The 22,143-nt window shown below is 72.5% G+C and carries 18 protein-coding genes; 7 read left to right on the top strand and 11 right to left on the bottom strand.

Annotation, left to right across the window (positions count from 1 at the left end; genetic code table 11):
• Positions 1 to 171 precede the first annotated feature (171 nt).
• On the bottom strand, positions 172 to 948 hold the full coding sequence (gene hisN, locus EIL87_RS24020; RefSeq protein WP_125092857.1) for a histidinol-phosphatase: 777 nt from the start codon (positions 946 to 948) through the stop codon (positions 172 to 174).
• A 120-nt stretch (positions 949 to 1,068) separates the two neighbouring features.
• Here hisN and EIL87_RS24015 point away from each other — a divergent pair, with 120 nt between their 5' ends.
• Together EIL87_RS24015 and EIL87_RS24010 are read left to right on the top strand one after the other, a co-directional pair.
• A complete protein-coding gene (locus EIL87_RS24015; RefSeq protein WP_125092856.1) occupies positions 1,069 to 1,743 on the top strand; it encodes a response regulator transcription factor in 675 nt (224 codons plus the stop codon).
• 6 nt (positions 1,744 to 1,749) lie between these two features.
• Positions 1,750 to 3,024 carry an ATP-binding protein gene (locus tag EIL87_RS24010; RefSeq protein WP_125092855.1) on the top strand — a complete coding sequence of 425 codons (1,275 nt, stop codon included), beginning with the start codon at positions 1,750 to 1,752 and terminating at the stop codon, positions 3,022 to 3,024.
• A 3-nt stretch (positions 3,025 to 3,027) separates the two neighbouring features.
• Here EIL87_RS24010 and EIL87_RS24005 read toward each other — a convergent pair whose 3' ends face one another.
• Entirely contained in the window at positions 3,028 to 3,552 is a 525-nt protein-coding gene (locus tag EIL87_RS24005) for a GtrA family protein (protein WP_125092854.1), read from the bottom strand.
• A gap of 135 nt (positions 3,553 to 3,687) precedes the next feature.
• Positions 3,688 to 6,231 carry a sigma-70 family RNA polymerase sigma factor gene (locus EIL87_RS24000; RefSeq protein WP_125092853.1) on the bottom strand — a complete coding sequence of 848 codons (2,544 nt, stop codon included), beginning with the start codon at positions 6,229 to 6,231 and terminating at the stop codon, positions 3,688 to 3,690.
• A gap of 309 nt (positions 6,232 to 6,540) precedes the next feature.
• Here EIL87_RS24000 and EIL87_RS26920 point away from each other — a divergent pair, with 309 nt between their 5' ends.
• The 3 genes from EIL87_RS26920 (at position 6,541) to purE (ending at position 9,031) form a co-directional block, all read left to right on the top strand.
• Positions 6,541 to 7,215, top strand: a complete 675-nt coding sequence (locus EIL87_RS26920; RefSeq protein WP_158628689.1) for a hypothetical protein — start codon at positions 6,541 to 6,543, stop codon at positions 7,213 to 7,215.
• Positions 7,216 to 7,290: 75 nt separating this feature from the next.
• Entirely contained in the window at positions 7,291 to 8,475 is a 1,185-nt protein-coding gene (locus EIL87_RS23990) for a 5-(carboxyamino)imidazole ribonucleotide synthase (RefSeq protein WP_125092852.1), read from the top strand.
• Positions 8,476 to 8,542: 67 nt separating this feature from the next.
• Positions 8,543 to 9,031, top strand: coding sequence for a 5-(carboxyamino)imidazole ribonucleotide mutase (gene purE, locus EIL87_RS23985; RefSeq protein WP_125093324.1), 489 nt, complete (start codon positions 8,543 to 8,545; stop codon positions 9,029 to 9,031).
• A 731-nt stretch (positions 9,032 to 9,762) separates the two neighbouring features.
• On the opposite strand, the gene EIL87_RS23980 is transcribed toward purE, so the two are convergent.
• The 5 genes from EIL87_RS23980 to EIL87_RS23960 all read right to left on the bottom strand — a co-directional run bounded on the left by EIL87_RS23980 (position 9,763) and on the right by EIL87_RS23960 (position 14,862).
• The gene (locus tag EIL87_RS23980; RefSeq protein WP_125092851.1) at positions 9,763 to 10,545 is read right to left on the bottom strand and encodes a thioesterase family protein; all 783 of its coding nucleotides are present in this window, start codon (positions 10,543 to 10,545) and stop codon (positions 9,763 to 9,765) included.
• A 55-nt stretch (positions 10,546 to 10,600) separates the two neighbouring features.
• Positions 10,601 to 11,314: a TIGR03089 family protein gene (locus tag EIL87_RS23975; protein WP_125092850.1), complete on the bottom strand. Its 714-nt coding sequence runs from the start codon at positions 11,312 to 11,314 to the stop codon at positions 10,601 to 10,603.
• Between the two features lie 9 nt (positions 11,315 to 11,323).
• A complete protein-coding gene (locus EIL87_RS23970; protein ID WP_233576541.1) occupies positions 11,324 to 12,511 on the bottom strand; it encodes an LCP family protein in 1,188 nt (395 codons plus the stop codon).
• A gap of 149 nt (positions 12,512 to 12,660) precedes the next feature.
• Positions 12,661 to 13,218, bottom strand: a complete 558-nt coding sequence (locus EIL87_RS23965; protein ID WP_125092848.1) for a DUF4232 domain-containing protein — start codon at positions 13,216 to 13,218, stop codon at positions 12,661 to 12,663.
• A gap of 246 nt (positions 13,219 to 13,464) precedes the next feature.
• Positions 13,465 to 14,862, bottom strand: coding sequence for an LCP family protein (locus EIL87_RS23960; protein ID WP_233576539.1), 1,398 nt, complete (start codon positions 14,860 to 14,862; stop codon positions 13,465 to 13,467).
• 605 nt (positions 14,863 to 15,467) lie between these two features.
• On the opposite strand from EIL87_RS23960, the gene rfbB reads away from it, so the two are divergent.
• The gene (rfbB, locus tag EIL87_RS23955; RefSeq protein ID WP_125092847.1) at positions 15,468 to 16,457 is read left to right on the top strand and encodes a dTDP-glucose 4,6-dehydratase; all 990 of its coding nucleotides are present in this window, start codon (positions 15,468 to 15,470) and stop codon (positions 16,455 to 16,457) included.
• Positions 16,454 to 17,374 (top strand): dTDP-4-dehydrorhamnose reductase, encoded by a 921-nt coding sequence (gene rfbD / locus EIL87_RS23950; protein WP_125092846.1) that lies wholly within the window; start codon positions 16,454 to 16,456, stop codon positions 17,372 to 17,374. The genes rfbB and rfbD overlap by 4 nt, the downstream gene beginning before the upstream one ends.
• 83 nt (positions 17,375 to 17,457) lie before the next feature.
• Here rfbD and EIL87_RS23945 read toward each other — a convergent pair whose 3' ends face one another.
• From EIL87_RS23945 to EIL87_RS23935, 3 genes are all read right to left on the bottom strand, one after another.
• A complete protein-coding gene (locus EIL87_RS23945; protein ID WP_125092845.1) occupies positions 17,458 to 18,492 on the bottom strand; it encodes a glycosyltransferase family 4 protein in 1,035 nt (344 codons plus the stop codon).
• Positions 18,482 to 20,998 carry a glycosyltransferase gene (locus EIL87_RS23940; RefSeq protein ID WP_125092844.1) on the bottom strand — a complete coding sequence of 839 codons (2,517 nt, stop codon included), beginning with the start codon at positions 20,996 to 20,998 and terminating at the stop codon, positions 18,482 to 18,484. The genes EIL87_RS23945 and EIL87_RS23940 overlap by 11 nt, the downstream gene beginning before the upstream one ends.
• Before the next feature lie 187 nt (positions 20,999 to 21,185).
• The gene (locus EIL87_RS23935) at positions 21,186 to 22,106 is read right to left on the bottom strand and encodes a glycosyltransferase family 2 protein (protein WP_233576535.1); all 921 of its coding nucleotides are present in this window, start codon (positions 22,104 to 22,106) and stop codon (positions 21,186 to 21,188) included.
• Between the last annotated feature and the right edge of the window lie 37 nt (positions 22,107 to 22,143).

Below are 22,143 nucleotides of genomic sequence, written 5' to 3'. Positions count from 1 at the left end.
TCCCGCACCTTCGGCGCTGGCGCCGCCGCGGGTTCTGAGCGCCTTCCTGGCGAGTACGCCGTGACGCTCCTTGAGTGTTCGAGCGAACACTCAAGGAGCGGCGCACGGAGTCCACGGAAGCGCCCAGGTTCCGCTCCTGGCACTGCTCAGCAGGGCAACCACCGCACAGGTTCAGCGATCGAGGAGGTGGAGGGCCTTCTCGTGCAGGTGTCCGTTGGTGGAGAGGGCGTTGCCGCCGTCGTAGCGAGGGTGGCCGGAGAGGTCGGTGAACTTGCCGCCGGCCTCCTCCACCAGGACCTGCGCCGCCGCCACGTCCCACGGGTTGACGATCGGCTCGGCCGCGATGTCGATGGCGCCCTCGGCGACCAGGCAGTGCTGCCAGAAGTCGCCGAACGCCCGGTTCTCCCAGCAGGCGTCGACCAGGCGCAGGTAGGACTCCCGCGAGTGGTGCTCCACCCAGGTGCCCAGGTGCGTGGTCGAGACGTAGGCGTCGGCGGTGTCGCGGACGCCGGACACCGCGATCCGCTCCGGCTCCCCCTGACGGGTCCGGCACCAGGCGCCCTCACCGGACGCCGCCCACCAGCGCTTGCTGAGCGCCGGAGCGCTGATCACGCCGACCACCGGGCGCTGCCCGTCGACGAGCGCGATCAGCGACGCCCACGCGGGCACCCCGCGCAGGAAGTTCTTCGTGCCGTCGATCGGGTCCAGCACCCACGTCCGGCCCTCGCCTGCGGTGCCGCCGCGCTCCTCACCGGCGACGACGTCATCGGGCCGGTGCTCGGCGATCACCTCGCGCACCGCGTCCTCGACCGCCAGGTCGGCGTCGGTCACCGGGGTGCGGTCGGGCTTGCGGTCGACGCCGAGGTCGCGGGCGCGGAAGCGCGCCGTGGTGATCGAGTCGGCCACGTCGGCCAGCTGCTGGGCGAGGTCGAGATCGCTGGTGGTCACGGCGGAAACCCTAAACCGTGCCGCGCGACGGGCGGCCGAGGGCGGTAGCAGCTCGGCGGTGCTGTCCGGCCGCGGCCCACGCGCCGGAGTGGATCACACCGGCCATCTAGTCTGGGAGGCGTGAGCGTGGTGTTGCTGGCAGAAGATGATCCGGCCATCGCTGTGCCGCTGTCCCGGGCGCTGCAACGCGAGGGCTATGCGGTGAAGGTGATCGAGGACGGGTCAACGACGCTGCGCACCGCCTCCGAGGGAGGGGTTGACCTGCTCGTCCTCGACCTCGGGCTGCCGGAGATGGACGGGCTGGAGGTGTGCCGCAGGCTGCGGGCGCAGGGCCGCGGGCTGCCCGTGCTGATGCTCACCGCGCGCACCGACGAGGTCGACTTCGTGGTCGGCCTCGACGCCGGCGCCGACGACTACGTCGCCAAGCCGTTCCGCCTCGCCGAGCTGATGGCCCGCATCCGCGCCCTGCTGCGCCGCGGCGCGCCGGAGACGCTGGAGGCCTCCGGCGTGCGCCTGGACCTCACCGCCCGGCGGGTCCTGGTCAACGAGAACGAGGTCCAGCTGGCCAACAAGGAGTACGAGCTGCTGCGGGTGCTCATGCAGCACGCCGGGCAGGTGGTGACCCGCGAGGAGATCCTCGAGGAGGTCTGGCCGGAGTCCGACCGCAAGGGCAGCAAGACCCTCGACATGCACATCTCGTGGCTGCGCCGGAAGCTCAGCGACAGCAACGGCCGCCTCGACGAGACCCGCATCGCCACCGTCCGCGGTGTCGGGTTCCGCTTCAACTCGGACTAGTCGTCGATGCGTCGCCGGATCCTGCAGTCCACCCTGCTCGCGGTGGCCGTGACCGCGGTCGTGCTGGGCCTCCCGCTGGGCTTCAGCGCGCTCAAGCTCGTCCAGGACCTGACGGCGGCGGACCTGTCGACGCGCGCGCAGCAGATCGCCACGCTCCTCGACGAGCAGGTCGCCAACCAGCGCCCGATCGACCTCAACGCGGTCCGGCTGGCGGTCCCCGAGGGGGCGCGGCTGGTCGTGCGCACCCAGTCCCACGACTACGTCTACGGGCCCGACCCGGGCGAAGACCCGCTCGTGCAGAGCGTGCCGATGGTGCAGAGCGGCACGGTCACCATCGCTTCACCGAGCACCCCGGTGCGCACCCAGCAGTTCCAGGTCGCCGGTCTGGTGCTGATGCTGGTGGTGGTGTCCGCGGGGACCGGCATGATCGTCGCCTCGGTGACCGCGCGACGGCTCGCCGACCCGCTCCGCCACGTCGCCGCCCGCGCCGCCCGGCTGGGGGCCGGCGACTTCCGCCCGGACCCGCAACGTCACGAGGTGCCCGAGCTGGACCGGGTCGCCGACGCGCTGGACGCCTCCGGCGCGGCGCTGTCCCAGCTGGTGCAGCGGGAACGCGAGCTCGTGGGGGACGTCTCGCACCAGCTCCGCAGCCGCCTGACCGCCCTGCACCTGCGGTTGGAAGCGCTCGCCGACGCCGAGGACCAGGACGTCGCGGAGGAGGCCCGGGCGGCCCTGGAGCAGGCGGAACGGCTCTCGGCCGTGCTCGACGACCTGCTGGCCGCGGCGACCGCCGCGCGCGCCCGCGACGCCGAACCGCTGGACGTGACCAACCTGCTCAACCAGGTCGCGGACGAGTGGCGCGAACTGCTGCGCGCCGAAGGCCGCACCCTGCGGCTCAAGATCGCCGACGAGCTCCTGGCCCGGGCGACTCCGGCCCGGCTGCGGGAGGCCATCGGGGTGCTGCTGGACAACGCGCTGCGGCACGGCGAAGGCCCGGTCACGCTCACCGCCCGGCACGGCGCCGGGACCGTGCTCATCGAGGTCGCCGACTCCGGCGCGGGCGTGCCGGACGCGCTGGTCCCGCACGTCTTCGAGCGCGGCTTCTCCGGTCACGGCTCCACGGGCGTCGGCCTGGCGCTGGCCAGGGCCCTGGTGGAGGCCGACGGCGGACGCCTGGAGCTCAGCCAGGCCCGGCCGGCGATGTTCGAGGTGTTCCTCCGCGTCGCCCGCGCCGACGACGTGCTGGGCCTGCCGTGGAAGCCGGAGCCCACGCCGCGCTGAGGTTCAGCGGGCCAGCGCGCCTTCGCGGGTGCTCTCGTCGTCCTCGTGGTCGGTGGGGAAGACCCACTTGCGGAAGGCCCACCAGCGGAAGGCCATGCCCAGCAGCAGACCGACGATCTGGCCCGCGGTGAAGTCCGCGACCTCCTCGACGAGCCTGCTGGTGAACGGGGTCTGCAGGTGCAGGACGTAGCGCGAGACCCACAGCGGCGCTGAGTACAGGCCCACACCGATGCCGCTGATGATGAAGTACAGCGTCGCCTCGTGGTGGGTGCGGTGGCCGCCGCGGGTGCGGAACGACCACTCCCGGTTCAGCACGTAGGACACCAGGGTCGCCACCAGGACCGCGATGACCTTCGAGGTCACGGGCTTGGGCGAGAGGATGGTCAGCTTCAGCGCGTAGAAGATGCCCGTGTCGATGAAGAAGGTGATCGCGCCGACGACACCGAACTTGATCAGCTCGCGGTGCCGCAAGGCGAGAGCTCGGTAGGCCTGCGGGACCCGCTCGAGCACCGAATCGACGACGGACACGGCCCCGAGTCTACGGAGTGGTGAAGGCCGTTCGGGCCGGGACCGGAGTCGACCGTCTCACTTCTCCGGCTCCTCCCGGGCCCGACGGTCCGGGACCGCGGCGATCACCAGGGCGATCACGCGGTCCCGTTCCGCTCAGCCTGAGCTCGTGGTGCCCGACGTCGTCGTCGTGGGCGGGGCCGTCGTGGTGGGCGGCGTGGAGGTCCGGCTCGTGGTCGGTGGGGTGCTCGTGGTCGGAGGTGCGGTCGTGCTCGGTCTCGGCGTCGTCGTGGACGGCGGCGGCGCCGACGACGTCGCGGGCGGCGAGCTCGGTGTCGGGCTCGACGTCGTGGACGGTGGCGGCGTGGTCGTGGGCGCCGGCGGGACGGTCGTCGGCGACGGCTCCGGCGGCGGCAGCGGATGCTCGTGCGAGGGCGGGCCGCAGTGCTCCCACGGCCGGCCGTGCTCGTGGCCGGGCGGATGTGGCGGCTCGCTGGTGTGTCCTGGCGGCGACCACGGCGGGCAGTCCGGCCGCTGGCTCGTCGTCGACGTCGTCGTGCTCGTGGTCGGTGGGGTCGTCGGTGGTGGGGTCGGCCGCGGCGGCTGCGGCGGCCACCACGGGAACCACAGGCGCAGCGGCACTTCCTGCCGGTCGATCGCCTCACCGAGCCGCGCGGTGATCGGCACCAGCACGTCGTGCTGGCGGCGGCCGTCCACGGACACCACGCCGGGCTCGGGCGTCGGCCTCCACGGGCCCGGGTGGTGGCGCTCGGTGGAGACCCACAGCTCGCGGTAGAAGCCCTCCCGCGGAGCCAGCTCGTCGGCGCACGTCACGGTGGCACCGTTCGCGGTGCACCCGGCGGGCACGAACTCGACCTCGGTGCCTTCGGGAAGAGCGGCGACGGCCTCAGCGCGACCGGTGCTGGTGCCGGTGTTGCGCACGCCGATCGCGATCCGGCTGGTGTCGAACCACGGGTGGTCCCAGGCCCACGCGTGGAGGTCGACGCGGTCGACCGGCTTCGGCGGTGCCGGTGGTTCGGGTTCCGGTGCGGGCTGGACGATCACCGGCACGGCCGGCAGCCGCAGCTCGACCTCGGTGCCGGCGCTGATGTTCACCGCGATCTCCCCGCTGGTCGCCGACCCGTCGGCTCGCACGAGGTAGTCGAACACCATCGACTCGCCGGGGTTCAGACCCCGGTCGGTGGTGCAGGTGAGGGTCCCGGTCTGACCGCTGCAGCGGACCACCGGAGCGTCGGTGGCCTGCGTGCGCAGCGACCGCGACGAGGCCGAGGCGGGCGCGGTCGACGCGGGCTGCGGTGCCGAGCTCGCCGGGCCGGACGCCGCGCCCGGCAGCTGCGCGGTGACCCCCGGCGGCAGCGCCACCGTCGAGGTGACCGGCACCGAAGGGCCGGTCCCGCTGTTGGTGACCCGGATCGGCACCGGCACCGGCGCACCCCCGGCGACCAGCTGCAACGGCTCCGCCGGGCCGCTGGCGTTCAGCGACGGCGTCAGCGCGGGCGGTGGTGGCGCGGGTGCGGGAGCTGGGGCCGGAGCGGGTGCCGCGGGCGGTGCCGGGGCGGGTGCAGGCGCCGAGGGTGGCACGGCCGCACCCGGTGCTGCCGGAGGAGCGGGCGGAGGCGCGGGTGCCGGCGCAGGGGCGGGTGCGGGCACGGGCGCGGGCGCTGCGGGTGGCGGGGTCGGTTCCTGCGCGACCGGGATCGACCGGTCCGCCCCCGAGGTCATGGCCACCGCGATCGCGGCGGCGAGCACGGCGGAGGCCACACCGGCGGTCACCGCCTGGCGAGGCCCGGAGGTCGCCGCGTCCCCGGCGGCTCCCGCGCCACCCGACGCGCCTCCGGCCACGGCCGCCCCCGCGGTGGCGCCGGTGGACGCGGTCGCGAGGTAACCGGTGGCGGTGGCCCCCAGGACCAGCGGGGCGATGATGACGCGCAGCGCACCGTTGACGTCGGCGAGCTCGGCGGCCAGCGCCCGGCACCGGTCGCAGGTGTCCAGGTGCGTCGCGACCTGCGCGGTCTCCCGCTTGGACAGCCCACCGCGGGTCCACGCCCCCAGCCGGTCCACGGCCGCCCGGCACTGCTCCACACCGGACCCGGCCGCCTCCAGCTGTCCGAGGTGCACCTGCAGGTACGCCTGCCGGAGCCCTTCCCGCGCGCGGTAGGCCAGGGCCGACACGCCGTTGGGCGTCAGGCCCAGCAGCGGCGCGACCGCCGCGGGCGTCTGCCCCTCGATCTCGATGTGCCACAGGACGGTCTGCCAGCGCTCCGGCAACCGTGAGAACGCCTGCGCGGCGAGCGTGCGCTCCAAGCCGTCGACGGCGGTGTCGGTGAACGGCACGCTGACGTCGGCACCCGAGACCTCGGCGACGTCGTCGGCCAGCTGGACCTTGCGCTCGCGCCGCGTCCGGTCGTAAGCGCAGTGCCGCAGCGCGGTCAGCAGGTAGGCGCGGAACGCGGAGGTCGGTCCGCGCCCTTCGCGCAGCGCGTCGAGGACCTTGGCGAACGCCTCGGAGACGAGGTCGTCGGCCTCGGCCGCGGACTTCGCGACCTGGCGCGCCATGGTGTACGCCGCGGCCACGTGCCGCTCGTAGAGCAACGCGTACGCCTCGGACGAGCCGCCGCGGACCTCCTCCAGCAGTTCACCGTCGCTGGGGTCCTGGACTTCTGCCGGGACAGTCGCCACGCCGCACCTTCCTCCCCGCAGGGGGCATGTCCTCGTCGGTCCTGCTGTCGGCTGTGGTCGGCGGAGATCACCGGACGCCGACGATCATTGTGATCCGAATCGTATTGGCAAGGCCAGCCAGTCCACCGTCATGGGCGACCGCGTGCTCCGTCTCCCTCACGACAGGCCCATTGGGGAGGGACGTTGAGCATGCGGGACTGGCCACTGAGGTGCGATGCGCGGACCCTGCAGCGATCGCTGCGGTCGCGCTGGCGGACGGCGAGCCTGGCAGCCGGTTGGCCGTTTCCCGGTGACTGGGAGGTGGCGGCGGTGGACGGGGTGTGCGCGGCGGTGGTGGCGGGGGAGGACCCGTCGGAGGCGCTGGCCGAACTGGGGGCCTCGCGCGCCGAATCGGGAGTGGGGCTGGCCGGCACCCTGCACGACCTGGCTGCGCTGCACGCCGTGTCCGGCGCGGCCTCCGACGGCCTCGTCTCGGCCGACCCGGACGCGGTGCCCGCGCCGCTGATCCGGACCACGGCGCTGGGCTGGGCCGACGCGGTCAGCGGCATGGTCGTGCGGCGTGAGGTCGAGGACCCGCTGACCGGCCTGAACACCGTCGACTACCTGCGCACCCGGCTGCACGAGGTCTACCGGCAGGCCCGCGCCCGGGGATCGACGGCCGACGAGGACTACGCGCTGATCACCGTGGTGCTGGGCGCCTCCGGCCCTGGCTACCCGCCGATGGTCGCGATGGTCCTCATCGCCGACGTGCTGCGCACCGTCTTCGACGCGGGCGAGACCACGGCGCTGCTGCGCGCCGCGACGGCCGCCGTCCTCGCGCCCCGCACGCCGGACCTGCGGAGGCGTTGCCTGCAGGCCCGCCGGATGATCGAGCACCGCCTCGCGGGCGACCCGGCGCTGCGCGACTGCGGGCAGGTCCGGTTCCAGCGGGAGCGGCTGCCCGCCGACCACGAGCAGGTCTGCGAGCTGTTGGCCACCTTGTGATCGGCTGCTGTGAACCAGGTCGCGCCAGCCCCTCCCGGTGCCGGTCCGGGGCGCGCGCCGCCTTAGGCTGAGCGGGTGGACCAGCGCACCGGAACCCCAGTCGTCGGCATGATCGGCGGTGGCCAGCTCGCCCGGATGACCCACCAGGCGGCCATCCCGCTCGGGCAGTCGCTGAAGGTGCTGGCGAACTCCCGCGACGAGTCCGCCGCGCTCGTGGCCACCAACGTCGAGCTCGGCCACCACGAAGACCTGGCGGCGCTGAAGTCGTTCGCCCAGGGCTGCGACGTGGTCACGTTCGACCACGAGCACGTGCCCGGCGACCACCTGCGTGCCCTCCAGGCCGCCGGGGTGTCGGTCCAGCCGGGTCCGGACGCCCTGCTGCACGCCCAGGACAAGCTGGTGATGCGCCGCAAGCTGGCCGAGCTGGACCTGCCGGTGCCGCCCTTCGCCGAGATCACCTCGGTCGACGACGTGCTCAAGTTCGGTGCCGAGCACGGCTTCCCGTGCGTGCTCAAGACCGCGCGCGGCGGCTACGACGGCCGCGGCGTGTGGATGCTGGACTCCGCCGAGGACGCCGAGCGCACCGTCGCCGAGCTGCTGGACGGCGGCGCCTCGCTGCTGGCTGAGCAGCGGGTTCCGCTGCGCCGCGAGCTGGCCGCGCTGGTGGCGCGTTCGCCGTTCGGCCAGGGAGCGGTGTGGCCGCTGGTGGAGACGGTGCAGGAGGACGGCATCTGCGTGCAGGTGCTGGCCCCGGCGCCGGACGCCTCGCCCGAGCTGGTCCAGCGGGCCCAGGACATCGCCCTGACCGTCGCCGAATCGCTCGGGGTGACCGGCGTGCTCGCCGTCGAGCTGTTCGAGACCGACGAGGGTCTGGTGATCAACGAACTGGCGATGCGCCCGCACAACTCCGGGCACTGGACCATCGAAGGTTCCCGCACCTCGCAGTTCGAGCAGCACCTGCGCTCGGTGCTGGACTACCCGCTGGGCAGCACCGACCTCACCGCGCCCGCCGTGGTGATGGCGAACCTGCTGGGCGCCGAGGTCGAGCCCGCGATGGGCGTCGACGAGCGGCTGCACCACCTGTTCGCCCGCTACCCGCACGCCAAGGTGCACCTCTACGGCAAGAGCGAACGCCCGGGCCGCAAGCTCGGGCACATCACGGTCCTCGGCGACGACATGGCCGAGGTCCGCGAGCAGGCGCGGCTCGCCGCGCACTGGCTGTCCACCGGCGCGTGGCTCGACGGCCACGAGGTCCACTGACGTCCAGCAGGTTTCGAGATCGTAGGAGGTGCTCGGCGTGGGTGAGCAGCCGCTCGTCGGAGTGATCATGGGCAGCGATTCCGACTGGCCTGTCATGCAGGCCGCCGGTGACGCCCTCACCGAGTTCGAGGTGCCGTACGAGGTCGGCGTCTACTCGGCTCACCGCACCCCGCAGCGGATGCTGGACTACGCGCGGGAAGCCGCCGACCGCGGGATCCGCGTGATCATCGCCGGCGCGGGCGGCGCCGCCCACCTGCCGGGCATGGTCGCCGCGGCCACGGTCCTGCCCGTCATCGGTGTCCCGGTCCCGCTGAAGCACCTGGACGGGATGGACTCGCTGCTGTCCATCGTCCAGATGCCCGCCGGAGTCCCGGTCGCCACGGTCTCGGTCGGCGGTGCCCGCAACGCGGGCCTGCTCGCGGTCCGCACCCTCGCAGCCGACTCCGGCGACCTCGGTGACCGCCTCCGCACCCGCATGGCCCAGTTCCAAGCGGACCTCGAGTCCACGGTCCACGACAAGCACGCAGCCCTCCAGGCCCAAGCCCACCGGGACTGACCTCACCGGGCCCCGCACAGCACCGCCAGCTCAGCAGGCAGTCGGAACACCGCAGCTTTGCGCGACCTGATCGCCCGCATCGCGGAGGTGCAGGCGCTCGCCGCTCGAAGGTCGCGCAGTTCTTTCGTGGCTCGATCACGGTGTCCTCAGGGTGAGTGCTCGGGTGGCGCGGCTTCTCGTCCTAGCTTCGCGGTTCTCGCGTGGAAGCCCGGTGCACCTCGGTTTCCGGAGGTCTGATCACCGGATCTTCCAGGTACGTGGCGGCGTGCAGCGCCTCGTCGCCACAAGTTCGGGGTCGTTCTTGCGTGGGGGCCGGGTCGCTCCAGCTTTCGGGACCTGATCACCGGGTCTTCCCGGGTGAGTGCTGTGGTGGGGTTGTCCCCTCGCCTCGCAGCGGTGTGGGCCGGAAGAGGTCGGACCGCTGCGGTCCTCGGTGCCTGGTCGCGTCTCTCGGGTCAGCACCTCTGGTCGCTCCCCGCCCGTGGGCGGTGGGGCGGCCGTGAGTGGCTGGAGTACCGCGGTTTCCGGGCGTGTCATCACGGGGGGTCTCCGGTCCTCAGGTCACCAGGCCGTGCAGGGCGCCGTCGAACCTCGGGCGAAGTTCGAAGAGGGGCTCCAGGCCTCGAGCCTCGTGCGAGAACGGGCGGACAACGCGGCGATCCGTCGCCTGGTCACCGGGGTGATCCCGCTCCCGGAGGCGCCACCGAGGCGCCGACCCGGGTGCCCGCGGGTCAGCCCAGTTGGTTCACCATGACCGCTTCCTGGGCCGTGCCGAGGGGGCCTTCCGCGTCGTAGAGGAGGGCGTGGGCGGTGCCGATGCCGGTGGGTTGGACCTCGCGCTGCACCTCCACGCCGAGCCATTCGCCGCGCATCTCGCGGTGCAGGTGGAGCGAGACGTCGGTGTTGATCCACGGCCCGAACAGCTCGCCGACCGGGCTGGCCGCGCTGATCGCGTCGGCGAGGATCGCGACGTGCGACAGCGGGCTGAGGGGTTCGCCCGCCAGCAGGGGCAGCGGCATCCGCATCCACGCGCGGCTGGTGCCGGTGGCCGACTGGTCGGCGATCCACCGGACCTGCATCAGGTCGTGCACGCCCCAGCGCAGTTCCAGTTCCGGCGGCAGCAGCGTGCGGTCCTCGAGCCCCTCGGGACCCGCGAAGGGAACCACCGCGTCAGGACCCGAGCCGTCGAGGTCAGATCGCCGCAGCAGGTGCGCGGTGGCGTTGGTGTGCAGCTTCCCGTCGATGTGCAGGCCCGCCTGCACCACCTGGAGCCGCTTGCCGGTGCGCAGCGGGCGCACGTCGACAGTCAGCGGGACGCGCGGCACCGGGCGCATCAAGTCCACGGTGAGCCGGGCGACGAACAGGTCCGGGTCGTCGTTGGCCTGCTCGACGGCGTGGGCGATCAGTCCCGCGACCGGCCCACCGGCGGTCAGCTCGCCCCAGGGGTTCCCGGCCGCTTCGTTCGGCACGAAGAAGTCACCCTCGACGCGGAAGAGGGACTCGGCATCGCTCATGCAGCGATGTTACCCACGGGTAGCTCACCGGCGCGGGCGCTGTGTGAGGGGCCTCTCAGAGCCCCAGCTCGACCGTCGTGCGCTCGTCGGCACGCCGCTTGTCCAGGCGGTCGAGGTCCAGGTTGCTGCAGTGCACCAGTGCCGCTTCCGCCGCGAGCACCGCCAGCAACCCGTTCACGACACCGTCCGGCAGTGTCCAGTCCACGGTGGACAGGACCCGGTCGTCGCGGCCGATGCCGAGTTCGCCTGCCCGGCGTCGGGCCCGCTCGACGACCTCGTCGACCGACATCCCGAGCAGTGCGGGGGCATCACCGGCGACCGGCGTGAGCGGGCTGAAGTCGTCGCCGTGCACCCGGATGTCCGAGACGTAGTCGACGGCACCGCTCGGCAGGTCGCGCACCGGCGCGCCCAGCGGGTCCAGCCCCACGGCCGCCACGGCGTGCGCGCCCTCACCGCGGGCGAGGTCGGTGGCCGGCACGAAGGCGACCTCCGCGCCGTCAGCCCGGTCGGTCACGTGCGCACCGGCCCACCAGGCGCCCAGCAGCACGCCGACGGTCTGCCAGTGGGCCGGCAGCGACACCAGCACCGGCGTCGCCGGCTCCAGGTCCATCTCGTCCACCAGCCAGTTGGCCGTCTTGGCCGCCCAGTTCGCCGTGGTCGCTCGGGAGAGCTCGATGCGCGCGCCGGTGGCGTCGTCGTAGTGGGTGATCAGCGGTTTGGGCGCGCCGGTGGCCAGCAGCGGACCGAGGAGGGCCTGGGTGATGCTCATGCGGGCAGGCTAGTTCACGCAGGGGACGTCGCCGTCGGAGGTGATGGGTTGCCGCTTGGCAGTGCCGTCCAACCGCAGGCCCGGCTTCGGCGCCATCCCCGGTGGGTTGACCGCCAGCCCGGCGAAGAACCGCTGCACCGCCTGCCGGTCGATGGACACGATGCTCTGCCCCCGGTCGTCGCGCGCGCCCGCGCTGAGCACCGGCATCGTCACGAAGCTGACCCGGCCCGCGGCGACCTGCTGCATCTGCTGCACGAAACCCAGCGGGTCCCAGGCCTCGTCGAGCTCCACGGTGCGCTGGGTGGCGGCGACGAGCTCGTTGACCCGCGCCGGGTCGGTGAGCGTGCCGGTGGAGAGGACCTTGTTGGCCAGACCGGCCATGAACACCTGTTGCCGCACGATCCGGTCCAGGTCACCGCGCGGCAGGCCGTGCCGCTGGCGGACGAACGACAGCGCGTCGCCGCCGGTGACGGTCTGCCGACCGGCGCTGAAGTCCGCGCCGGAGTCCTTGTCGCTGGTCGCGCTGTTCAAGCACACCTCGACACCGCCGACGGCGTCGGTGAGCTCGAAGAACCCGAGCAGGTTGATCTCGGCGTAGTGGTCGATGCGCAGGCCGGTGAGCGTCTGCACCGTCTGCACCAGCGCCCGCTGACCGGCGACCTTCGCGCGGCGCTCGACCTCGGCGGCGGGCAGCCCCTCGCCCTCCAGCTCGTCGGAGGTGGCCTGCTTGGTGAGCCCGTACACCGAGTTGATCTTCTCGTTGCGGCCCGACGGGGCCGGCGTGGAGGTGTCACGCGGGATCGAGACGGCGGTGGGCGGAGCGCCGCTGTGCGGGACCCGGATGAGCACCAGGCTGTCCGTGTTGAGCCCGCCGGTGGCTTCGGTGCGCAGCTGCTTGAGCACCCGCAGCGGGAGCGGGTTGCCCTGCGCGTCGGTGCGGCTGTCGCTGCCGACCAGCAGCACGTCGGTCGCGCCGTCGTCCGGAGGGGGCGCGTCGGGCACCTCGGCCAGGACCTTCGCGGAGCTGACCTCGCTGAGCCGGTCGGTGACGAACCAGCCGACCGCGCTGAGACCCAGCACCGCCACCGAGGCGAGCGCGACGACGCTCCTGCCGACGATCCGCGCTGCGGACCGCTGTGGTGGGTCGCTGGTGCCGTCCGGTCCGGGTGGCTCCTGCCCCTGTTCCGGTTCGTCCACCACGCCCTCCCCCCGTGTTGTGCGCCGACTTTCACATTAGCTGCCGAGGATCACGCGCGAGGCGGGAGGAGGGGAACCTTCCTCCCACTGTGATCCGCGGAACGCCGCGAAGGGGTCGGTGCGGGCTTCGCGCGGCGTCCTCGGGAGGGTCAGAAGAGCACGCCCTGCGCCGAGGGCTGCAGGGTGCCGACCTGGAGGCCCCGGAGCGGGATCTCGGTGACCGGTTCGGGGGTCAATCCGCGGACCGGCGCGTTGACCGAGCCGCTCATGTCGGTGGGGCTGGCGTCGACACCGCTGGTGACGTAGGTGTCAGAGTCCTGCTTGTCGCCCAGCTCGACGTGCACCCCGGCGAACGCGGTCCGGCCCGGTGCGAGCGTGAGGTCCTGGGGGGCGCCGGGCACCTCGACGTTCGTGCTGGGGACCTGCTCGATCGGCTCGTCGGTCATGTCCTTCGGCGTCAGGGCCACCCAGCCGCCGAGCCGGCAGGCCTGGTCCGACGTGTTGGTCGTGGTCAGCAGGTACCGGCTCGGATCGGGCTGGGCCTGCAGCTCGATCCGGAAGTCGGTGGCCGCGCACTGCGACGCGGAGATCTCGTCGGCCGGTGCGGTGCCGACGGCGTGGGTCAGCGCCGCGGCCTGGCCGCTGCACCCGGTGATGAGCAACGTCCCACCGAGCAGAGCGGTCGCGGTACCGATTCGCTTGAGCATGGTCGAGTCCCCCAAGGGTTTTCAGCAACGGGTGCTCCTACCCGCTTTCCGTTCCGTGAGACGTGCGGCGGTGAGTCCGGTTGCTCGAGAGGGGGAAGATCGCTCTGCCGGGAGCGGCGGAACGTGGTGCTGCGGCGGACGCCGCGGTCCTCCGCGCGCCGGCGAGGAGTGGGAGGAGCGGGGCCCTCACCGCGACGGGACGTGGGAACCTTCCTGCCACGAGTGGCAGGAAGGTTCCCACGCGCATCAGTCGATGCAGGGCACTCCGTCGGCGGTGATCGGGGTGTTGCTCGAGTCCGCCTGGGTGCGCAGCGGCCCGGCCTTGTTCAGGCCGTCGAGGCGGACCGTGGGGGCACCGGTGAAGTTCTGCTTGCCCGGGCCCTTGTAGTCCTTGCCGATGTAGACCTCGACGCTGCCGGAGGTGATGTTGGGGCTGACCTCCGTGGGCAGGCCACCGAGCGATTCGGCGACCATCTTGCCGACGTCCTGCTCGCCGTTGGCGTAGTAGACCACCGAGGAGCTGCGGGTCTCCGCGTTGGCGCTGCTGCCTTCCTGGAAGCCCTGGCTCGCCAGCTCTTCCAGCACGTTGGCGGCCAGACCGCTGATGCCGGAGGCGTTGTAGACGCTCGTGGTGATCTTCGTCGGCGACTTCATGCTCGCCAGCTTCTGCGCGCGCTGCTGCGGGGGCAGAAGCAGGTCGGCCGCGAACTGCTTGCTCTCGGCGATGTTCAGGGTCACGTCCTCTTCGCCGGAGTCGCCGACCAGGTGCACCGGCGCGCTGTAGAACTGCACGTTGCCGCCCGCGATGCCTTGCATCTGCTCGGCGAAGCCGAGGATGTCGTTGGCCAGGGCGGGGTCCAGGGTGACGGACTTGTTGATCGCGTCGATCAGCGCGCTGAGCTTGCGCGGGTTGGCCAGCGTGCCGGAGGACAGGATCCGGTGGGCCAGCGCGGACATGAACACCTGCTGCCGCTTGCCGCGGGAGAGCTCGTTGAGAAGCCCGTGCCGCTGCCGGACGAAGGCGAGCGCGTCGGCGCCCTCGATCGTCTGCACGCCCTTCTTGAAGTCGGCGCCGGAGTAGCTGTCCTTGGTGGCTTCGTTGAGGCAGACCTCGACGCCGCCGACGGCCTTGGTGATCTCGTAGAAGCCGAGCAGGTTGACCTCGGCGTAGTGGTCGATGCTGACGCCGGTCAACTTCTCGATGGTCTTCAGCAGCGCCTGCTTGCCCGCCAGCCGGGACTTCTGGTCGAGCTCCTTGGGATCGGTGACCCCTTCTTCCTGGAGCCTGGCGCGTTCGGCGTCCTTGCCGCGGTTCATGGTCTCGGTGAGCTTGTGCTTGCTCTTGCCGTAGTCGCTCTTGACCATCGTGTCGCGCGGGAAGGACATCGCGCTGGCGCTGTGCCCGCCGTTGGGGATGCGCACCAGGATCATCGCGTCGGTGAGGTCGCCGCCCTCCTGGGTGGTGCGCAGCTCTTCCAGGACCTGCTTGGGCAGCGGGTTGCCCTGGGCGTCGGTGCGGCTGTCGTTGCCGATCAGCAGGATGTCGGTCGCGCCGTCGGGGGCGCTGAAGCCGCTGCCGATGACGTCGGCGGTGCCGGTGCCGCCGGCACCGGGGCGGAACATCGCCCAGGCGAAACCGGTCACGCACAGGACGATCACCGACAGCAGGGCGGTCAGCGTGCGGAGACCGTTCCGGGTGGCCTTGCGCTGCCAGAACCCACCCCGGCTCCAGACGTCTTCCGGGGGAAGGCCGGCATCACCGGATTGAGCGGAGTTCCTCGCCGAAGACTTACGCTGAGCAGCGACCGGAGCACTCTTCGGAGCGCCTGCGGCGCCACCTCCCGCGGGCCTCGGAGCGCTGGTGCGACGGGCACCCTGCGGCCGTCCGGCCGCAGCGCCGGAGCGGGCTGCTCCGCCTCCCGATCCGCGGGGCGGAACACCTCGGCCGGGCCGCCCATCAGGGCTCCCGGGCCGCCTCGGCCGGTCGTCCACGCGATTCCTCCTCGGGGGCTGCGGGGGCGAGCGTTACACCTGTAGGAGTGATGTTGCCCGACTTCCTGGTGCAGGCTAACGGTGATCGACTCCACCGATGACGGGTCCCTCGGAATCTGGTGACCTCACTCATAAGGGTGAAGCATCGGTATCACTGTACGTAATGCGGGAGCGGGTTCGTGCGGGCATCGGCGCATGTCAGACTGCCCATCGCGGGCAGTGCCCCTACGGCCCGCGATGGACGAGGAAGAGGCGGAATGCGGATTCTGGTCACCGGTGGGGCCGGTTTCATCGGCTCGCACTACGTCAGGCAGCTGCTGGGCGGGGCACATCCCGAGTTCAGCGGCGCCGAGGTGGTCGTGCTCGACAAGCTCACCTACGCGGGCAACGAGGCGAACCTGGCTGAGGTCGCCGACGACCCGCGGCTGCGGTTCGTGCGCGGTGACATCTGCGATCGGGACCTGCTCGCCGACGTGATGACCAGCGTTGACGTCGTGGTGCACTTCGCCGCTGAGACGCACGTGGACCGCTCCATCACCGGCTCGGACGCCTTCGTGGTGACCAACGTCGTGGGCACCAACGCCCTGCTGCAGGCCGCGCTGGAGGCCGGAGTCGGCAAGTTCGTCCACGTCTCGACCGACGAGGTCTACGGGACGATCGATACCGGTTCGTGGCCGGAAGATCATCTTCTCGAACCCAACTCGCCGTACTCGGCGGCGAAGGCCGGATCCGACCTGATCGCGCGGGCCTACCACCGCACGCACGGCCTTCCGGTGTGCATCACGCGGTGCTCGAACAACTACGGCCCGTACCAGTTCCCGGAGAAGGTGCTGCCGCTGTTCATCACGAACCTGATGGACGGTCGGACGGTCCCGCTCTACGGCGACGGCATGAACGTGCGCGACTGGCTGCACGTCGACGACCACTGCCGCGGCATCCAGCTCGTCGCCGAGTCCGGCAAGCCCGGCGAGATCTACAACATCGGCGGCGGCACCGAGCTGACCAACAAGGAGCTCACCGAGCGGCTGCTGGCCGAGTTCGGCCTCGACGACTCGATGGTCGAGCAGGTCCCCGACCGCATGGGCCACGACCGCCGCTACTCCGTCGACCACACCAAGATCACCGAGCAGCTCGGCTACGCGCCGCAGGTGGACTTCGAGACCGGCCTGCGCGACACCATCGCCTGGTACCGGGAGAACCGGTCCTGGTGGGAGCCGCTGAAGCAGCGCGCGGCGGTGGCCCGGTGACCCGGCTGGCTGCGCTCGTGCCCGGCGGCAAGGGCCAGGTCGGCTCCGAGCTGGCGGCGATCCTCGGCGCCCGGCGCGGAAGCCTCGTCCACGCGCCGGGGTCGGCGGAGCTCGACATCACCGAGACCGAGGCCGTGCGCGACGCGGTCGAGGCCCTCGCTGAAGCGGCGAGCGACGCCGAGATGCGTCCCGTCGTGATCAACACCGCGGCGTGCACCGCCGTCGACGCGGCCGAATCCGACCCGGAGAGCGCCGAGCGGGTCAACGTCACGGGTGCCGCTGTGCTCGCCGAGGCGTGCCGCGAAGGCGGCTTGCCGCTGCTGCACGTCTCCACCGACTACGTCTTCCCCGGCGACGCCGACCGGCCGTACGAGCCCACCGACACCACCGGCCCGCGCACCGTCTACGGCCGCACCAAGCTCGAAGGCGAGCAGGCGGTGCTGGAGTCCGGTGCGCACGCGTGGGTCGTGCGCACCGCCTGGGTCTACGGCGCGCACGGCGGCAACTTCGTCAAGACGATGGCCCGGCTCGCCGCCCAGCGCGACGAGCTGTCCGTCGTGGACGACCAGATCGGCTCGCCCACCTGGGCCGCCGACCTGGCCGCCGGCCTGCTCGAGCTGGCCGGCCACGCCGCCGCCGGTGACGGCCCGGAGCAGCGGGTCCTGCACTGCACCAACACCGGCAGCACCAGCTGGTTCGAGTTCGCCCGCGCGATCTTCGACGAGCTGGGCCTCGACCCGAAGCGGGTCAAGCCCTGCAGCAGCGCCGAGTACCCCACCAAGACCCCGCGCCCGGCCTACTCGGTTCTGTCCGAGAACGCGTGGCGCGAGGCGGGGTTGACTCCGTTGCGCCCTTGGCGCGACGCGCTGCGCGAAGCCTTCGCCACCCACCCCGAAGCCTTCCGCCACCACGCCTGACCACCACAGCACCCGCGCGCTTCCGAGGATGCGGGAGGTCACGCCGGGAGCTTCGCGTCGTCGGGGGCGGGCACGAGCTCGTCCTACGCGGTGGCGCGGAGGTAGGCGGCGTGGGTGCGGCTCGCGCAGCGGTGCCACGTGAAGGACTCGGCGTGCGCGCGTCCGGCCTGGGGTTCCGGTGGTGCCGTCAGGGCTTGGCGCAGCGCGTCGCGCAGCGCGGCCGGGTCCTGGACGGGCGCGAGGAGCGCGTGCCCGGCCGAAACCTCCCGCAGCGCGGGGAGGTCCGAGCACACCACGGGAACGCCGCAGGCCAGGCCCTCCAGCACCGGCAGGCCGAACCCCTCGTCGCGCGAGGGCAGCACCAGCGCGCTGGCGCCCGCCACCACAGCGCGCAGCCGCGCGTCGGAGAGGTAGCCGGTGCGGACCACGCCGTCGTCCTCGCCCGCGGTGCCCGGGCCCGCGATGACCAGCGGCGGCAGCTCCGGTGCGAGCGCCGAGCGCAGCACGTCGAGGCCCTTGCGCGGCCCCTCCGCGCCCACGAACAGCAGGTACTCCGGCGGCAACCGCCGGTCCTTGACCGGCTCCGCGGTGAACCACTCCGGGTCCAGGCCCAGCGGCGTCACGGCGAGCCGCTCCGGCGCGACGTCGAGGCGCTCGGCGACCTGGTCGGCCACCGCCGCCGTCGGGGTGCACACCACCCGGGCCCGCTGCGCTGAGAGCCGCACCAGCTCGGGCAGGTCTGCGTCGGCCAGCGACGGGTCGTCCAGGAAAGCCAGGTCGTGGATGGTCACCACGCCCACCGCGCGTCGCGACGGTGGCAGCACGAAGTTGGTTCCGTGCACCACCTCGACAGGTCCGGACAGCATCTCCACCGGCGGGAAGCTCCCGCCGCGCCACAACGCGCGCAGAGCGCGAGCCGGGATCGGCGGCCCCACCACGTGCGTCCCGGCCGGTGCGCGGGTGCGCAACCGCCGCCACCCGCGGGTGCTGAAGCCGATCAACCGGGTGTCCACTTCGGACGCCAGGGCCGCGACCAGGGACGCGGTGTAGCGGCCGATCCCGGTGCGCGGCCCCAGCAGTGGGGTGGCGTCCAGGAGGACGCGCAGGTCAGCGGCCACGGAGCCGTTCCCCGGCGAGGCGCCGAACGCGGCCGGCCGCCCGCTTGGCGACCTCGGCGGGACCACCGGCGTCGAGGTACTCCCGCAGCAGTCCCAGGTCCCGGCGCGCCGCCTCGATCCTGCTCGGGCGGGCGCTGCGCACCAGTGGCGCGGCGGCGGTGAGCCGGTCGGCGGCCGGGCGCGGGTCGCGGCAGAACGCGGTCAGCGGTGCCAGCACCGACTCCCAGGTGAACCGCTCCCGCACCGGCCCGATCCGGCGGCGGCACTCGGCGGCGAACTCCCCGTCGTAGAGGACCTTCTCCAACGCGTCCGCCAGTGCCTCCGGGTCCTCGGCGGGCACCACCACGCCGATGCCCTCACTGCGCACGAGGTCCGCGAAGGAGTCGCCGTCAGTGGTGATCACCGGCAGCCCCGACCACAGGTAGTCCAGCACCCGGGTGCGGAACGCGAAGGTGGTCTCCACGTGCTCGAAGTGCGTGGTGACCCCGCAGTCGGCGTCCAGCAGGAAGTTCTGCCGCTCCTGGTAGGGCACCCACGTCTCGTTGAAGAACACGAACTTGTCGGTGAGCCCCAGCCGCTGCGCCAGCGACCGCGTCCGCCCGGCCATGCCCATCTCGGGCACGTCCGGGTTGGGGTGCTTCATGCCGAGGAAGAACAACCGCACGTCGCTGCGCCGCTGCGAGAGCCGGTCCACCGCGTGCAGCAGCGTCAGCGGGTCGAACCAGCTGTAGACGCCACCCGCCCACAGGACGACCTTGTCGTCGGCCGAAATGCCCGGCCGCGTGCCCTTGATCGCGGGGGCCGTGCGGCGCGGCGCCACCGACGGCAGCCCGAACGGCACCACCGACAGCAGGGAGCGCACCGTCGGGTCGTTGTCGTAGAGGCCGGGCGTCAGCCGGCCCAGCGAGGCGAGGTGGCCGAGCCAGAAGTGCCGCTGGCGCTCCGACGCGCACAGGAAGAAGTCGCCGCGCTCCAATTGGGTGTTGAGCACCTTCGTGACCCCGGTGAGGTCGGCGGCTCGGCGTTCGTCGTCGGTCTCCCGGCCCTGCTCCAGCAGTTCCAGGTGCATCGGGTCGTAGACGTCGCAGACCACGATCTTGGTGGAGTCGACGCGCTTGAGCGCGGGCACCATCTCCAGCACGTGCCCTTGCAGCACCACGATGTCGGCCCACTCGACGTGCTCGGCCAGCTCGCGCGGCTTGGCCGCGATCACCTCGAAGTCCGATTCCGGCGGGTTCACCCGGGCGTTGACGCTGACCAGCCGGACGGTGTGCTCGGCGGCCAGCACCTCGGCCATGTGCCAGGCGCGGATCGCCGGGCCCGCCATCCGCTCGGTGATCGCGTCCCCGGTGATGACGACGATCGTGCGCGGACGCCCGAACACCTCGTCCAGCTCGAAGGCCTCCACCAGCGCGTCGTGCGCGGCCAGGTAGCGCGGCAGCGGGTAGGCGGGCTCCATCGCCTTGCGCATCAGCGGCAGCAGGTCGGCGTCGCTGCGCACCCGCGCCTGCTGCTCTAGCTCGCGGGAGACCTTCAGCGACGGCAGCAGTTCCACGAACTGGTCGAGGGCCAGCATCCCCGCCAGCGCGGAGCGGTCGATCGGCACCGGCGAGTCGTCCTCGGTCTCGCCGCGCCGGGTGATCTCCAGCTGCGTCGGGTCGATCTCCCCGCGTGCGGTGGCCCGCCGCACCGCCAGCGCCATCGCCGCCGGGAGCGCCTGGGCGAGGGTCTCGTCGGAGACGTTCTTGTACAGCGCGGCCAGCGCGTTGCGCTCCAGCAGGTAGTGCTCGCGGGACGAGGAGACCTCGGCCATCGAGGCGTGGTGGCGGTGGAAGGTCAGCGACCTCGGCTCGTAGCGGACCCGCCAGCCGCGCAGGTTGAGCCGCCAGCCCAGGTCCACGTCCTCGTAGAACATGAAGAAGCGCTCGTCGAACCCGTCGAGGGCGGCGAACAACTCCGCGCGCACGAACAACGCCGACCCGGTCCCGAACAGCACGTCGCGGGCGGCGTCGTGCGAGCCGTCGTCGAGCTCACCGGCGTGCCGCTTGTAGCCCATGCCGAACCAGGTGAGGCCGCCGTCGACGAAGTCGATGCGCCGACCGTCCCAGTCCAGCACCTTGCTGGCGACCGCGCCGACGGTCGGTTCGGTCCGCAGCGCCTCGACCGCCGCGCGCACCCAGCTGCGGTCCGGGCGGGCGTCGTTGTTGAGGAACGCCAGGACCTGCCCGGAGGCCTCGCGCGCAGCCAGGTTGCAGCCCCCGGCGAACCCGGTGTTGCTCGGGGATGCGATGAGCCGCGCCTCGGGCACGGCCTCCCGGATGCGGTGGGCCGAACCGTCACCGGAGGCGTTGTCGACGCAGAGCACCTCCAGCTTGTCCGCCGGGTAGTCCAGTTCGTCGTGCACCGCGCGCAGGCAGGTGATGGTGTCGTCCGCGCCGCGGTAGTTGACGACGATCACGGAGACGACGGGCAGGTTCGCTTCGACCACGCCCCAAGCCTGCACCATGTCGAACTCGCGCCGCCCGGGTGTTCGGTCAATTCGGTCGTCCAGCGCCCTTCGGACGCTGTCCTGGCTCGCAAGCCTTCTCGGCGTAGCTCCTGGGGGCCGCACCAGAACTCGGCGTGAGGGCGTGGTCGCTCTCAGTGGAACAGCGCAGCGGCGCTCGGCCGGCCGAGCGGCCCTGCCGTCCGGATCAGCGGCCCGCCCAGGCTTCCCACACCGCGCGGCGGGGAACGGTCGCCGCTCGCCTGACCAGTCGGCGGGCCCGTAGCGCAGCGGGGAGGCGGAAGGCGACCTCCACCAGCACCCGCAGCCGCAGGACGGCTCGCAGGTTCGGCGGCCGGTCGGGCAGGTCCCGCCACGGCAGCAGTGCGGTGAGGGCCGCGAACCTCGCGAGCTCGCGCACCGCCACGCCCGCCGGGGCGCAGCGCAGCAGCGTGATCACGCGGTTCCTCTCGTTCCAGCGGTGGAAGAGTGCCGACCCCGGTCGCGTGCTGGCTCCGTGCAGGTGCGTGGCGGTCGCCTCGGTGCGCACCACGTCGAACCCGGCCAGCCGCAGCCGCCACGCGGTGTCGGTGTCCTCGTAGTAGCAGAAGAACTCCGCAGGAACGCCTCCCACCTCGCGCAGGACATCGGTGCGCAGCAGCGCAGCCCCGCCGCAGAACCCGAAGACCGCGCCGTTGCCGGTCGCGTCGGCGCCGTGCCCGTCGACGGTCAACCGCACGCCGGTCGACTGCACGTCACCGTCCGGGGTGCGCAGCACGGACGTGGCCGCAGCGGCGTTCGGGTTGCGCGCGAGGTTCCCTTCCGCCACCTCGAGCCAGTCCGGAGCAGGGGCGGCGTCGTCGTTGAGCCAGGCCACGAAGGGCGTCGTCACGTGCGGCAGCGCCGCGGCCAAGCCGCCCGCGTAGCCGCGGTTGCGCGGCAGGCGCAGCACCCCGACCCCGGGGTGCGCGACGAGCAGCTCGGCGGTGCCGTCGTCGGAGGCGTTGTCCACCACGAGTGTCCGATGTGGACGCGTCTGGGCGGCGAGCGCGTCCAGGCAGGCGTCGATGTGGGCGCGGCCGCGCCAGGTGATCACGATGACCGTGGTGCGCACCCCGTCTGATGTCACGAGGAGGAACCTAGTGGCACGCGCTCCGCAGCGGTCC

Source organism: Saccharopolyspora rhizosphaerae (assembly GCF_003931915.1).
GTDB lineage: Bacteria > Actinomycetota > Actinomycetes > Mycobacteriales > Pseudonocardiaceae > Saccharopolyspora > Saccharopolyspora rhizosphaerae.
Note: the sequence above shows the minus strand (reverse complement) of the source record. Positions and strands in the feature narration are given on the sequence as shown.

Bases quoted from the DNA above. Each gene is read 5' to 3' on its own strand.
- purE (WP_125093324.1), top strand. From the start codon at position 8,543: ATGGGCAGCGATTCCGACTGGCCTGTCATGCAGGCCGCCGGTGACGCC.
- EIL87_RS23940 (WP_125092844.1), bottom strand. From the start codon at position 20,998: ATGGTGCAGGCTTGGGGCGTGGTCGAAGCGAACCTGCCCGTCGTCTCC.
- EIL87_RS23980 (WP_125092851.1), bottom strand. From the start codon at position 10,545: ATGAGCGATGCCGAGTCCCTCTTCCGCGTCGAGGGTGACTTCTTCGTG.
- EIL87_RS23975 (WP_125092850.1), bottom strand. From the start codon at position 11,314: ATGAGCATCACCCAGGCCCTCCTCGGTCCGCTGCTGGCCACCGGCGCG.
- EIL87_RS24010 (WP_125092855.1), top strand. From the start codon at position 1,750: ATGCGTCGCCGGATCCTGCAGTCCACCCTGCTCGCGGTGGCCGTGACC.
- rfbB (WP_125092847.1), top strand. From the start codon at position 15,468: ATGCGGATTCTGGTCACCGGTGGGGCCGGTTTCATCGGCTCGCACTAC.
- EIL87_RS23965 (WP_125092848.1), bottom strand. From the start codon at position 13,218: ATGCTCAAGCGAATCGGTACCGCGACCGCTCTGCTCGGTGGGACGTTG.